A 13,242-nucleotide genomic window follows, 5' to 3' on the forward strand; every position below is an offset into this window, starting at 1 on the left:
GACCTGCCGCGGGCGGCTGGTGGAGGCGCCGCGGACGGGCTGCGCGAGCGGGTGGTGACAAGACCCGGAATGACCTCCCCAGTCTACCCGCCACGAGCCGAATTCCGCGGATCTCGGCCGTCCTGAGGACATCTCGCAGGACATCCGCGACGCGATCCGCGCCGTCTCGGCGGAAGTTCTCCACACGGTTGTCCACAGGCTCTGTTCACGACGCGCAGGTGGCCGTCGACGGCCGTCGAAAAAGTGCCCGCAGCAACCGTCGCGCGCCCCTTGGTGGGAGCGCTACCGCAACCGACAAGTCGGGAATCGGCGTTTCACGCGGAAAGTGGTCTAATACCACACACCATCCTGATTCGCGCGTCGTCCGCGCAGCAGCGATCGCACGCGGGCGGCTCGACCCCGAAGGGACCCCACTCAGTGAAGAGACTCCTCGCGAGCGCTGCGGCGACGGCGCTCGCGCTCGGTGGCCTGATCGTGGCCACCGCGGCACCCGCCTCCGCCCACACGCCCGTCGTCACGGCCGACTGCACGACGCTCTCGGTGAAGCTCTGGGCCTACTCGAAGAAGAGCAACGACCTGACCGTCACCGTGGACGGCAAGGAGGTCGAGTCCACGACCTTCCAGCGCGAGCTCACGCGCTCCTACGACCTCGACCCCACGCAGGACCACACCTGGACCGTCTCCGTCGACGCGTCCGACGGCCGCCAGTACGACTACGACCAGTCCGGCTCGACCCGGGCCTGCGAGACGCCCGACGCCCCCGTCCAGGTCGGCGTCTACGTGTACCCCAAGATCGACCCCGCACAGCCCGCGGCGTGGGAGAACTCCGGCCCGCAGAAGATCGTCACGGGCACCGAGGTCGCCCTGCCCGAGAAGCCGTGGGACAGGGCCTGGGTCGTGCAGCCCCTCGACCTGGAGGACGTGAGCGAGGTCGCCCGCGCGATCCAGCCGGACGTCGACACGGCCGACCTCTGCACCGCGTGGGCAGTCCAGCAGGACCTCGTGGACCTCCCCGGCGGTCTCGACGACCTCCCCACGGACATCCGCTACTCGCCCGACGGCGAGCACCTCGGCGAGTTCCCCGAGGGCACGCTCGTCGCGTGGGACCACCAGGACCTCGCCGACCTCCTCCCCGAGGACGCGTGCGACACCCCGAGGCCCGGCACTCCCGCCACGCCGGTCGCGCCGGAGGTCGACGTGGTCACGCCGGCCGTGCCGGCCGCCGTCGAGGTCTGTGGCACGGAGCTCACGAAGCAGGACCTCCCGGCCGAGTCGGAGGACGTCCGGTACGAGCTCACGGCGGAGGGCGTCGTCGCCGTCCCGAAGAGCGCCGCGGCGACCTTCTCCTCGGAGACGGCGAAGCTCGGCTACGTCGTGGCCACGAACGGCCGCAGCGCGCTGCTCCCGCTCGTCGATCTGCTGCCCTCCGACGAGACGTGCGCGCTCGTGCCCGGCGAGATCGGCGCCGTCTGCCAGGGCGACGTCCCGTACCTCGGCTACGAGCTCGGCCTGCCCGAGGGCGCGACGGTCGACTCGGAGACCCCGCTGACGATCACCTTCCTGCACCCGAGCGGCGGCGAGAACTACGTCGTGCCGGACCAGCCGCTCAGCGGGACCCTTCTGTGGCCGGGAGCCTCCGCCGAGGAGCCGAAGCAGTGGCCCGGGTTCGTCCGGAACGAGGACGGCTCGTACACCCAGACCGACGGCAACTACGCCTGGACCCGCGACGGCGCCAAGGTGCTGTTCGAGGTCAACCCGTCGTACTCCACCGTGGTCGAGTACCCGCCGGCGACGAGCGCGTGCGCGAACCCGCCCGTCGCCCCCGTGGCCGTCGAGGACGTCGCAGGACCCGAGGAGCCGACCGGCCCCGCGCTCGCCACGACCGGTGCGACGGTCGCCGGCGCGGCCGCGTTCGCCGCGCTGCTCGTCGGCGGTGGGGCCCTGGTGCTCTGGCTGCGCCGCCGAGCCCAGGCCTGACCCCCTGACGTGGTGACCAACGCCCCGGTCACCACCGCGAGGCCCGCCGTGCCCCCTGCACGGCGGGCCTCGTCGTCGGTCCGGACCTTCTCAGCCCCAGGTGTCGCGGGGGCCCGGCCCCCGGACGGACTTCTTCCCCCGGCGGAAGCTCGGACCCGCCGGCCCGAGCACGGTCACCGTCTCGACGACCCCCTCGCCCACCTCGCGCGCGAGCCGCTCGAGCAGCTGCGGCGTGAGGAGCCGCACCTGCGTCGCCCACGCCGTCGAGTCGGCCCGCACGACGAGCACCTTGTCCTCGAACGTCTCGGGCTCGCAGTGGTCGGCGACCTGGTCGCCCACGACCTCGCGCCACCGCCCGACGACGCCCCCCACCGACACGTCCGCGACCCAGTCCCGCTCGCGCAGCAGGCGCGCGACGACGTCGCCCAGGAGCTGCGGGTCGCGACCGCCCGGGCGCGCGCCCGACGTCGGCGGGTCCGCGAGGATGCGTCGGCGAGGCTCCTGCCCGGGCCGGAGCCCCTTCGCGCGCGCCGCCGCCTTGGCGCGGTTCAGGGCCTGCCGCGCCACCTCCGCCGGTGGGGTCAGCTCCACGACGTGGCCGACGGGCAGCCCCGTCGTGCGTCGCTCCGGGAGGTCGTCGGCCGGGCCGGGGCGCGCGTCGTCGTCCTGGCCGTCCGCCCGGTCCCGGTCCGCGGGCTCAGTCCTCGACACGGTGCACCGTCCCGTCGTGCACCGCGAACCGCGCACCGTCGAGCCGGCTCGGGACGTCGTCGGGCACGGCCGCGGTGATGATCACCTGGCCCGCGTCGGCCACGAGCTCGGCGAGCCGCTCGCGCCGCCGGACGTCGAGCTCGGCGAACACGTCGTCGAGCACGAGGATCGGCTCGCCGTCGGGCCCCCACTGGTCAGCCCACAGGAGCGAGTCGAGGCCCGCGGGGGCGCCGTCGCGCAGCAGCCGGTACGACGCCAGCCGCAGCGCGAGCGCGAACGACCACGACTCGCCGTGGCTCGCGTAGCCCTTCGCCGGGAGGCCGCCCAGGGTGAGGACGAGGTCGTCGCGGTGGGGACCGACGAGGTTCACCCCGCGGTCGACCTCCTTCGCGCGCACGGCCTCCATGGCCTCCAGCATGCGCCTCTCGAGGGCCGCCACGTCGGGGATGCCCGACGCCGGTGCGTCGCCCGGGTCCGCGGCGTCACCCGCCGCGGGCGGCCTCACGGGACCGTCGTCCGCGTCGAGCGCCTCGTCCACGGACGAGCGGTACGCGATGCGCGCCTCGCCCTGCCCCGCGCTGACCTGCTCGTACGCCTCCGCGACGTAGGGCGTGAGCGCGGCCACGAGCTGCAGGCGCAGCGCCGTGATCTCCGCGCCGAGGCTCGCGAGGCGCGCGTCCCACACCTCGAGCGTCGCGAGCGGCGAGGCCGCGGTCTCGGGTGCGTCGTCCTCGGGCGGCGGCTCGACGGCGGACGGCCTCCGCCGGCCGCGGCCGCGCAGCGCCGTCGCCGACTTCAGCAGCGCGCCGCGCTGGCGCAGCACCCGGTCGTAGTCCGCGAGGAGCGCCGCCACGCGCGGCACCAGGAGCACCGCGAGCTGGTCGAGGAAGCGACGCCGCCCGTCCGGGTCGCCCTTGACGAGCGCGAGGTCCTCCGGCGCGAAGAGCACCGTCCGGACGATGCCGAGCACGTCGCGCGGCCGCTGGGCCGGGGACCGGTTGATCCGCGCCCGGTTGGCCCGCCCCGACGCGATCTCGAGCTCCACGGTGCTCGCCCGGTCGCCCCGCACGACGCGCGTCCGCACGACGGCGCGCGTCGCACCCGCACGGACGAGCGCGGCGTCGCCCGCGACGCGGTGGCTCGCGAGCGTCGCGACGTACCCGATCGCCTCGACGAGGTTCGTCTTGCCCTGCCCGTTCTGCCCGACGAGCGCGTTCACGCCCGGGACGAGCTCGACGTCGACGGACTCGTACGAGCGGAAGTCGACGAGGGAGAGGTGCGAGACGTACATCGGTGCGGCGAGGGTCGAGGAGGTCGGAGGGGACCGGTCAGGCCGGGGGTTCGAGGGGCCCGGCTCCCGGGGAGGCGGGCCCGGCCGCCTTGACCGCGTGCCCGCCGAACTGCTGGCGCAGGGCGGCGACGGCCTTGAGCGCGGGCGACTGCTCCTGGCGCGAGGCGAAGCGCGCGAAGAGGGCGGCGGAGATCACCGGCAGCGGGACGGCGTTGTCGATCGCCTCGTCGACCGTCCAGCGGCCCTCGCCGGAGTCGTCGACCCAGTCGTCGATCGCGGCGAGCTGCGGGTCCTCCTCGAGCGCCTTGACGAAGAGGTCGAGGAGCCACGAGCGCACGACCGTGCCACGGGTCCACGCCTTCATCGTGCCGTGCACGTCCTTGACGAGCTCACTCTTCGCGGCGAGGAGCTCGTAGCCCTCGGCGTACGCCTGCATGAGCCCGTACTCGATGCCGTTGTGGACCATCTTCGCGAAGTGCCCGGCACCGACCTCGCCCGCGTGGACGAAGCCCTCCTCGCGCGGGCCGTCGGGACGCAGCGCGTCGAAGACCGGCATGGCCGCCTCGACGTACGTCCGGTCCCCGCCGACCATGAGCCCGTAGCCGTTCTCGAGGCCCCAGACGCCGCCCGAGACACCGACGTCGAGGTAGCCGACGCCCTTCTCGGCCAGCTCCGCGGCCCGCGCCTGGTCCTCGGCGTAGTAGGAGTTCCCACCCTCGATGACGAAGTCGCCCTCGCCGAGCAGACCGCCGAGCTCGGTGACCACGCCGCGGGTCGCGTCGCCCGCCGGGACCATGACCCACACGATGCGCGGGCCGTCGTCGGGCAGGGCCGCGACGAGGTCGGCGAGCGTCGCGACGTCCGACACCTCGGGACGAGGGTCGTAGCCGACGACCTCGATACCGGCGGCGCGGACGCGCGCCCGCATGTTGTTGCCCATCTTGCCGAGGCCGACGAGGCCGATGCGCGTGACCATACGAGTCCTCCGGGGTGCGGTGGTGCGGTGCGAGCCGTCCGGCTCCGTCGGGATCAGCCGGCGAAGCGGATCGGCACCAGCAGGTAGCGGTAGTGGGACGAGTCCTCGCCGTCCAGGGAGTCCTGACCCGTGAACTCGACCGGCTTGTTCGGGTGCGTGAAGCTCAGGCGCACGAAGTCGGTGCCGAGCGCGCCCAGGCCGTCGAGCAGGAACTGCGGGTTGAACGCCACCGAGATGTCCTCGCCGACGAGCACCGCCTCCAGCGCCTCGGACGCCTGCGCGTCGTCGCCCTGTCCGGCGTCCAGGACGACCTGGCCGTCCGTGAACGACAGGCGGATCGGCGTGTTGCGCTCGGCGACCAGGGACACGCGCTTGGCGGCGTCGATGAGCGGGGCGGTGGGGACGACGGCGTGGATGGGCGTCTCGTCCGGGAAGAGCCGACGCACTGCGGGGTAGTCGCCGTCGACGAGCTGCGACGTCGTGTGACGCCCCCCGGCCTCGAAGCCGATGAGGTCCACGCCGGCGCCCGTGTTGAGCCCGATGTTGACGAGGCCCGAGCCGCCGAGGGACTTCGCCACGTCGTTGAGGGTGCGCGCGCGCACGAGGGCGACGGCGGAGTAGCTCGGGGTCACGGGCGTCCAGGTGAGCTCGCGCAGGGCGAGGCGGTACCGGTCCGTCGCGAGGAGCGTGATCTTCTCGCCCTCGATCTCGACGCGCACGCCCGTGAGGAGGGGGAGCGTGTCGTCGCGGCTCGCCGCCACCGTGACCTGTGCGACGGCGTTCGTCAGCTCGTCGCCCGAGACGGTGCCGGAGAGCTCGGGCATCGCGGGCAGCGCCGGGTACTCGTCCACCGGCATGGTGAGGAGCGTGAACCGGCTCGCGCCGCACGTCACCGTGACCTTGTTGCCCTCGAGGACGACGTCCACGGGCTTCGCGGGCAGCGCCCGGGAGATCTCGGCGAGCAGCCGGCCGGAGACGAGGACGGTGCCGGGCTCGCTGACCTCGGCGGGGATCTCCGAGCGGGCCGAGACCTCGTAGTCGAAGCTCGACAGCCCGATGGTCCCCGACGCGTCGGCCTCGAGCCGGACCCCGGCGAGGACGGGCGCGGGCGGGCGGGTCGGCAGGGTTCGCGCCGTCCAGGTCACCGCGTCGGCCAGGACATCACGCTCAACCCGGAACTTCATCCCACACCCTCTCGTCCCCACGTCTCGGTCGGACCCGATCTTCACATGTGCCGTCCTGCTTCGCCGCGACGCCGGGCTCGCCGTCGGGGCCGCTCGTCCTCGATCGTCCACCGGGCAGGTCTGCCGCTGTGGACACGAGGTGCCGGGTCGCAGGTCCGCGCACACGTGTCGTGCATGAACCCTACGCGAGGAGGCGGGTGGGAGGAACTGGAACGGCGGGCCTGGGGACGGAGGCCCGACGGCGGTCTCCGCCGACGTCGCGCGCTCACCACGGCTCGGCCAGGATCAGGAGCGGGCTCGTGGAGCACAGGTCGCACCGTCGGCCGCCGGAGCCTGATGAAGGCGTGTGGAATTTCCCTCTGAGAACACTTTCGTCGTCGTCATAGGGATTGTGGATCTCGTGGAAAACCGGTGTCCGCCCAGGTCAGAGGGCACAAATGCGTGTGGACGAACCGGTGGGCCCAGTGTGGGAAAGTCGCGGCGCCTGTGGGCGGCCGATCTGTCCCCACACGTCGTCCACTGATCGAGGGTGGCCCGTCCACACTGAGAGGGCCTTCGTCCACAGCTGTCCACAGAACTGTGCACAGAGCCCCTCCGGGTGAGCCGTCCACAGGGTGTGTACGAGGCCGCCGTCCACAGGTTTCGGGGGGAAAACCATGATGTTGTCAGGATTTGTCGCCCCGCACGAGACCCTGTGGTCCACCGTCGTCGTCTGCATTCCGCGGATGTGAATACCCACAGGAGTCCTGTGGATGACTGTGGACAACTCCACCCACAAGCTGTGTACGAGTGTCGTACCTGCCCGTGGCTGGAGAGGCGCGTCGGTGCTTGACGCCGATTTCCACAGAATAGAGCACCACGGTGGGTAAGCCTGTGGACAGCGCGCGGGACACGTGGGGAAGGGTCTTCGGGGTCGGCGACGAGCTGGTGAGACCGTCCACTGGCGGTGGACAACCCCCATGGCAGACCGCTCGGGGAGGGGCGCGTCTGGTCCGTCCCGGGGCGTCGGACGGCGTCTCGTCGCGCGACGAGAGTGGACAGCCAGAAGAAGACCGGCATGGTCGACGAGGGATCTCGGTGATCTCGGAGGCGCTCCGGCGGGGGACGACGAGAATCTCCCGGGCAGAGACCTGGAACGTGATGGACATGGATCGTCCGAGCTCGACGCAGGCCGAGGAGGGCCGCCGGGGCGCGTGACGGGGGGCCACCGGTGGTGTGAGGGGCGACGCGAGAGAGCCCGGCGGAGGCGCCTGACCGCGGCTCGTGCCGAGGGCTGCGTCCGGCCCGGGTGCGAGGCAGAACGGCGGGGATGTGCGGTTGCCTCCCCGTACGGCGCACCCGCCATGGGCTCAGGAAGCGCCGGTGCGCGGGGGCGACCCGCTTCGTCCGGGACCGGACCGCACCGTGAGGGGGAGAGCCGCGGTCAGCGCGGCGTCGAGCCGACGAGCAGTACCGTCCGGGCACGGCCTCGCCGCCTCAGCCGCGGTGCTGCTGCTTGATCCGGCTCGTGAGCTCCGTGACCTGGTTGTACGTGGAGCGACGCTCGGCCATCTGCTCGGTGATCTTGCGGTTCGCGTGCATGACCGTCGTGTGGTCGCGGCCCCCGAACTGCTGCCCGATCTTCGGGAGCGACAGGTCGGTGAGCTCTCGGCACAGGTACATCGCGATCTGGCGAGCGGTGACGAGGACGCGCGATCGCGAGCTGCCGCAGAGGTCGTCGATCGTCAGGCCGAAGTACGCGGCGGTCTGCGCGATGATCGCGGCGGGGGTGATCTCCGCGCTGTCCTCGTCGGTGATGAGGTCCTTGAGCACGATCTCCGCGAGCGGGAGGTCGACCTGCTGGCGGTTGAGGTTCGCGAACGCGGTGACACGGATCAGCGCGCCCTCGAGCTCCCGGATGTTCGTCGAGATGCGCGACCCGATGTAGGACAGCACGTCGTCCGGAGCGGCGAGGCGTTCGCTCGACGCCTTCTTGCGGAGGATCGCGATGCGCGTCTCGAGGTCCGGCGGCTGGACGTCGGTGATGAGGCCCCACTCGAACCGGGACCGCAGGCGGTCCTCGAACCCGTTGAGCTGCTTGGGGGGCAGGTCGGACGTGATGACGACCTGCTTGTTGGCGTTGTGCAGCGCGTTGAAGGTGTGGAAGAACTCCTCCATCGTCTGCTCCTTGCCCTGCAGGAACTGGATGTCGTCGATGAGGAGCACGTCGACGTCGCGGTAGCGCCGCTGGAACGCTCCGGCCTTGCCCTCGCCGATGGAGTTGATGAAGTCGTTCGTGAACTCCTCCGAGTTCACGTAGCGCACGCGCACGTTGGGGTACAGGTTGTGGGCGTAGTGCCCGATCGCGTGCAGCAGGTGCGTCTTGCCGAGCCCGGAGTCCCCGTAGATGAACAGCGGGTTGTAGGCCTTGGCGGGTGCCTCGGCCACCGCGACCGCGGCGGCGTGCGCGAACCGGTTGGAGGAGCCGATGACGAACGTCTCGAAGACGTACTTGGGGTTCAGCCGGCTCGGCTCGGCCTGGGGACGGGGCGGGGGAGGCGCCGGCAGGTCCGGGAGGAGCACGTCGTCGGGCTCGATGTAGGGCCGCTCGACCGCCGGCCGCGACGCGGGCGCGAGGACGGGGTCGGAGCTGAGCTCCGGGTCGACGGTGATGCCGAACCGGACGTCGCGCCCGAGGCAGGAGGACATCGCGGTCACCAGCTCGTCGCGGACCCGCGTCTCGAGGTACGTGCGGGTCTGCTCGTGGGGGACCGCGATGAAGACGGTGTCGTCCAGGATCGCGAGCGGCTTGGCCAGCCGGATGAACGCGATCTGCCGCGGAGTGATGTCCGGGCTCGCCTCGAGGATGCTCAGGGTCTGCGCCCAGACGTCGGCGATGTTCTCGTCCGGGTTGGCCACGGGCAGTTCCTCACGGGGTCGACAGCGTGCGCCGGGCAGAGCTCCGGCCGTCGAGCACGCTGACGGGCCGGGCGGGGGTGCGCCGACGAGGAGAAGGTCACGGATGGGGTGATGCTGGGGTCGATCGTGCCACGGGAACCCCTCATCCACATAGTTGTCCACAGGCTGTGGGTTGTAGGGTGAGGATGCTCTCACCGGCAGGATGCCGGGATCCGGGACGACGCCGCGCCATCGTCGCACGCGGTGAAGGTCGCCCGTCGCGGTTTGACCCGGGGGGGTCGCGCAGCGTAACGTCAGACAGCCGTTCCAGGTGTTCTTGGCGCGCCCGCGTGGAGGAAACTCGACGCGAGGCCTCACGTCAGGATCTGCCTGCGAGGACCCGATGCCCCCAGCAATGGTCATCCGGTCCGCGCGCCTGAGCGGTGACCGGGCGGGCGACCGTCCGGCGCACGACCCGAACCATCGGCAGGAGCCAACCGGAGCCTGTCACTGCATCGTCGAGGACATAGACGGTGTACCTCCCCGACGTTCTTGGAGTACCTCGTGAGCAAGCGGACCTTCCAGCCGAACAACCGGCGCCGGGCGAAGACCCACGGCTTCCGGCTGCGCATGCGGACCCGCGCCGGCCGCGCCATCCTGGCTGCCCGCCGCCGCAAGGGCCGCACCGAGCTCTCTGCCTGATCGCACGTGCTCCCCGCGGCGCACCGACTGCGCCGTTCCGTCGATTTCGAGCGGGCGGTGCGCCGCGGCGTGCGTGCTGGTAGGTCGACCGTGGTCGTGCACCTCTCGGAGGATCCCGAGGGCGCTGCTCAGCCGCAGGTCGGCTTCGTCGTCTCCAAGGCAGTGGGGAACGCGGTGCACCGCAACCTCGTGAAGCGCCGACTGCGCGCCGCCACGGCGTCGCGTCTCTTCGTGCTGCCCGCGCACGGGCGCGCTGTCGTCCGCGCGCTTCCCGGCGCGGCGCTCGCCTCCTTCGAGGAGCTCAGCGCCGACCTCGACAGCGGTCTCGTGCGTGCGACCCGTCGGCTCGACGAGCGAGCGGGCGAGCGTCGATGACGACGACCCACCCGCCGCGCGTCCCGGCGCCGCCCTCGTCCGAGGAGCCGGCACCCGACGAGCGCGGCGTCGTCCGCCGCGTCGCCGACCTGCTGCGCCGGGTCCCCGCGCTCACGCTGATCGGCATGATCAGGGCCTACCAGTCGGTGATCTCCCCGATGACCGGGCCCACGTGCAAGTACTACCCGTCCTGCTCCCAGTACGCCCTCACGGCGGTGCGTCGTCACGGCGCCCTGCGCGGAACGGGCCTCGCCCTCTGGCGGCTGCTGCGCTGCAACCCCTGGAGCCTCGGTGGGGTCGACGACGTTCCGCCGGCACGACACACGCACTAGTCCGTAGCCCGATCCCGGGCGATTCACACGCTTTGTCTGAAGTTGAGGGAGCAGTCACCGATGGACTTCTTCGCGTTCCTCGCCCCGATCGAGTGGGTCGTGGCGTGGATCATGTACCTCTGCCACCAGGGTCTCGTGTTCCTCGGGTTCTCCGACGGCCCGGGCCCGGCGTGGGTCCTGTCGATCGTCGGCCTGGTCATCATCATCCGTATCCTGCTGATCCCCTTGTTCTTCAAGCAGATCAAGGCCTCGCGCGGCATGCAGATGCTGCAGCCGGAGATGCAGGCGATCCAGAAGAAGTACAAGGGCAAGACGGACCCCGCGTCCCGTGAGGCAATGAGCCGCGAGACGATGGAGCTCTACCGCAAGCACGGCACGAACCCCTTCGCTTCGTGCATGCCGATCCTGCTCCAGTCGCCGATCTTCTTCGCGCTCTTCCGGGTGCTGAACGGGCTCGTGCCGATCTCCGACGGCTCCTCGAAGCCGATCGGTCCTATCGACGCCTCCGTGGCGTCCGACATCGAGAGCTCGTCCGTGTTCGGTGCGCAGCTGTCCGACGTCTTCCTCCGCACCGATGACCTGCAGACGAAGATCGTCATCGCGGTCCTCATCGTCGCGATGTGTGCGACGACGTTCTTCACGCAGCGTCAGCTCACGATGAAGAACATGCCGAAGGCGGCTCTCGAGGGCCCGATGGCCTCGACGCAGAAGATGATGCTCTACGTCTTCCCCTTCATCTTCGCCGTCTCCGGCGTGAACTTCCCCGTCGGTGTCCTCGTCTACTGGACCACGACGAACCTCTGGTCGATGGGGCAGCAGTTCTACACGATCCGACGCATGCCGGCCCCGGGTTCGGAGGCGGAGCGCCTCCTCAAGGAGCGCCAGGCGCGCAAGCGTGCGGCGAAGGGCGTCGTCGAGGACGCGACGCCGGTCATCGAGCAGCCTCGCGGCCAGCGCCAGCAGCCCAAGCGCAAGGACCGCCAGAAGAGCGCCCCTCGTCCCGTCGGGACGGTGTCCGCGACCACCCCGGAGGATGCCCCGGCGGAGGATGCCCCGGCGGACAAGCCGGCACCGGGCGGTGCCGCGAAGGGCGGGTCCGGGACCGGTGCATCGAAGCCCGCGCCCAAGAAGAAGAAGCAGAAGTAGACCTGCGCCCGAGCGCGCACGTGCCGTGAGGAGCAACGCATGACGCCTACCGAGACGCCCGCGTCCGACGCGACGTCCACCGAGGAATCCGCCCCGGAGACCACCCGACTCGAGGAAGAAGGGGAGATCGCGGCGGACTACCTCGAGGAGCTCCTCGACATCGCGGACCTCGACGGTGACATCGACATCGACGTCGAGCACGACCGGGCCGCTGTCGAGATCGTTGCGGACGACCCCGCCGCGCTGAGCTCTCTCGTCGGCGACGACGGCGAGGTGCTCGATGCGCTGCAGGAGCTGACGCGCCTCGCCGTCCAGGCCAGGACGGGGGAGCGGAGCCGCCTCATGCTCGACGTCGCCGGTTTCCGAGCGGGCCGTCGTCGTGAGCTCACGGCGCAGGCCGCAGAGGCGATCGAGCGCGTGCGTGCCGAGGGAGCCAAGGTCTCGCTCGATCCGCTCAACGCGTTCGAGCGCAAGGTCGTCCACGACGCCGTGGCCGCAGCGGGGCTGCGGAGCGACTCGGAGGGTGTCGAGCCTCAGCGCTACGTCGTCATCTACCCGGCAGACTGACACCGCCGGAGACGAACCCCCGCTTCTTCTTCGCCCCGCGTTTCACGTGAAACGCGGGGCGAAGTGCGTTGCTGAGGGTGCTGGTACCGAGGAGTTCCGCGCGACTCTGGGTGCGGGGGTGCTGACGGGTCCGCTGGTACGGGAACCGCACGGGAGCTGCGGAGTGGGACGAGCGCCGGGTGGCGGGGCGCGTGCAGTCCTGTGCGCATGCCCTGCTCGACGGCGTTCGCCACGTCGTGACGACCGCCGTTCTTCGGGTCGGCGAGGAGAGGTGTGACGACGATTCCCGGAACGGTTGGCGACATGGTCGAAGCTCGTCGAACCTCGCTCGACGCTCGGTGGGCCGCGCACCCTCGACGTCGTTTCACGTGAAACGATGAGGCGTTCGCACACGAGGAGGCAGACGACCCGATGCAGCACGAGGCCGCAGGCAACGAGGAGCCGGACATCCCCCGGGAGGCGTTGATCGAGTACTTCGGTGACTCGTTCGTCGCCGTCGAGAAGTTCGCCGAACGGTTGCGGAACGAAGGCGAGCTGCGCGGTCTCATCGGACCGCGGGAGGTTCCGCGCATCTGGGATCGTCACATCCTGAACTCGGCCGCCGTCGTGCCCTTCCTGCCCAGAACCGGGCTGATCGCTGACGTGGGGTCGGGCGCTGGTCTGCCGGGCGTCGTGATCGCCGCCATGCGTCCGGAAGCGACTGTCTACCTCATCGAACCGATGGAGCGACGCTGCGCCTGGCTGACGGAGATCGCCGAGGACCTCTCCTTGCCGAACATCGAGGTCAAGCGGGGCCGAGCCGAGGAGTATCACGGTGCGTTCGAGTGCGACGCGGTGACGTCGCGTGCCGTCGCGGCACTCGACAAGCTCGCGCGCCTGTCGCTCCCGCTGGTTCGACCAGGCGGGGAGATGATCGTTCTCAAGGGTCGTAACGTGAGTCGCGAGATCGATCCGGCACGGAAGGTTTTGCGCAAGCTCAAGGGGTCGGAGCCGGAGATCATCGAGGCACCGACGCTCCCCGGTGTGGAGACCACGACGGTCGTTCGTATCGTGCGGCAGACTGGTTCACGCTGATCTAGGGAACGGGTGCCGAGGACGTGAGCG

General features: G+C 71.0%; 12 protein-coding genes. 7 read left to right on the forward strand and 5 right to left on the reverse strand.

Annotation, left to right across the window (positions count from 1 at the left end; genetic code table 11):
* Positions 1 to 417 precede the first annotated feature (417 nt).
* A complete protein-coding gene (locus tag E1O70_RS00385; protein WP_061268276.1) occupies positions 418 to 1,977 on the forward strand; it encodes a hypothetical protein in 1,560 nt (519 codons plus the stop codon).
* 90 nt (positions 1,978 to 2,067) lie between these two features.
* On the opposite strand, the gene E1O70_RS00390 is transcribed toward E1O70_RS00385, so the two are convergent.
* The 5 genes from E1O70_RS00390 to dnaA all read right to left on the reverse strand — a co-directional run bounded on the left by E1O70_RS00390 (position 2,068) and on the right by dnaA (position 9,037).
* On the reverse strand, positions 2,068 to 2,568 hold the full coding sequence (locus tag E1O70_RS00390; RefSeq protein ID WP_061268303.1) for a DciA family protein: 501 nt from the start codon (positions 2,566 to 2,568) through the stop codon (positions 2,068 to 2,070).
* 106 nt (positions 2,569 to 2,674) lie between these two features.
* Positions 2,675 to 3,979, reverse strand: a complete 1,305-nt coding sequence (gene recF, locus E1O70_RS00395) for a DNA replication/repair protein RecF (protein WP_061268277.1) — start codon at positions 3,977 to 3,979, stop codon at positions 2,675 to 2,677.
* Between the two features lie 37 nt (positions 3,980 to 4,016).
* Positions 4,017 to 4,955 carry a phosphogluconate dehydrogenase (NAD(+)-dependent, decarboxylating) gene (gnd, locus tag E1O70_RS00400; RefSeq protein WP_034651935.1) on the reverse strand — a complete coding sequence of 313 codons (939 nt, stop codon included), beginning with the start codon at positions 4,953 to 4,955 and terminating at the stop codon, positions 4,017 to 4,019.
* Positions 4,956 to 5,008: 53 nt separating this feature from the next.
* Positions 5,009 to 6,139, reverse strand: a complete 1,131-nt coding sequence (gene dnaN, locus E1O70_RS00405; RefSeq protein ID WP_034651929.1) for a DNA polymerase III subunit beta — start codon at positions 6,137 to 6,139, stop codon at positions 5,009 to 5,011.
* A 1,476-nt stretch (positions 6,140 to 7,615) separates the two neighbouring features.
* A complete protein-coding gene (dnaA, locus tag E1O70_RS00410; protein ID WP_043651559.1) occupies positions 7,616 to 9,037 on the reverse strand; it encodes a chromosomal replication initiator protein DnaA in 1,422 nt (473 codons plus the stop codon).
* A gap of 543 nt (positions 9,038 to 9,580) precedes the next feature.
* Here dnaA and rpmH point away from each other — a divergent pair.
* The 6 genes from rpmH (at position 9,581) to rsmG (ending at position 13,212) form a co-directional block, all read left to right on the forward strand.
* Positions 9,581 to 9,718, forward strand: coding sequence for a 50S ribosomal protein L34 (gene rpmH, locus E1O70_RS00415; protein WP_034225701.1), 138 nt, complete (start codon positions 9,581 to 9,583; stop codon positions 9,716 to 9,718).
* Between the two features lie 6 nt (positions 9,719 to 9,724).
* Positions 9,725 to 10,093 carry a ribonuclease P protein component gene (gene rnpA, locus E1O70_RS00420; protein ID WP_061268278.1) on the forward strand — a complete coding sequence of 123 codons (369 nt, stop codon included), beginning with the start codon at positions 9,725 to 9,727 and terminating at the stop codon, positions 10,091 to 10,093.
* Positions 10,090 to 10,425 carry a membrane protein insertion efficiency factor YidD gene (gene yidD / locus E1O70_RS20635; RefSeq protein WP_082774590.1) on the forward strand — a complete coding sequence of 112 codons (336 nt, stop codon included), beginning with the start codon at positions 10,090 to 10,092 and terminating at the stop codon, positions 10,423 to 10,425. Before rnpA ends, yidD begins: the two co-directional genes overlap by 4 nt.
* A gap of 60 nt (positions 10,426 to 10,485) precedes the next feature.
* Positions 10,486 to 11,571 (forward strand): membrane protein insertase YidC, encoded by a 1,086-nt coding sequence (gene yidC / locus E1O70_RS00430; RefSeq protein WP_061268279.1) that lies wholly within the window; start codon positions 10,486 to 10,488, stop codon positions 11,569 to 11,571.
* A gap of 39 nt (positions 11,572 to 11,610) precedes the next feature.
* Positions 11,611 to 12,138: a Jag family protein gene (locus E1O70_RS00435; RefSeq protein WP_061268280.1), complete on the forward strand. Its 528-nt coding sequence runs from the start codon at positions 11,611 to 11,613 to the stop codon at positions 12,136 to 12,138.
* A gap of 411 nt (positions 12,139 to 12,549) precedes the next feature.
* On the forward strand, positions 12,550 to 13,212 hold the full coding sequence (gene rsmG, locus E1O70_RS00440; RefSeq protein ID WP_061268281.1) for a 16S rRNA (guanine(527)-N(7))-methyltransferase RsmG: 663 nt from the start codon (positions 12,550 to 12,552) through the stop codon (positions 13,210 to 13,212).
* The last annotated feature ends 30 nt before the right edge of the window (positions 13,213 to 13,242 follow it).

This window comes from Cellulosimicrobium funkei (genome assembly GCF_004519295.1).
Taxonomy (GTDB): Bacteria; Actinomycetota; Actinomycetes; order Actinomycetales; family Cellulomonadaceae; genus Cellulosimicrobium; species Cellulosimicrobium funkei.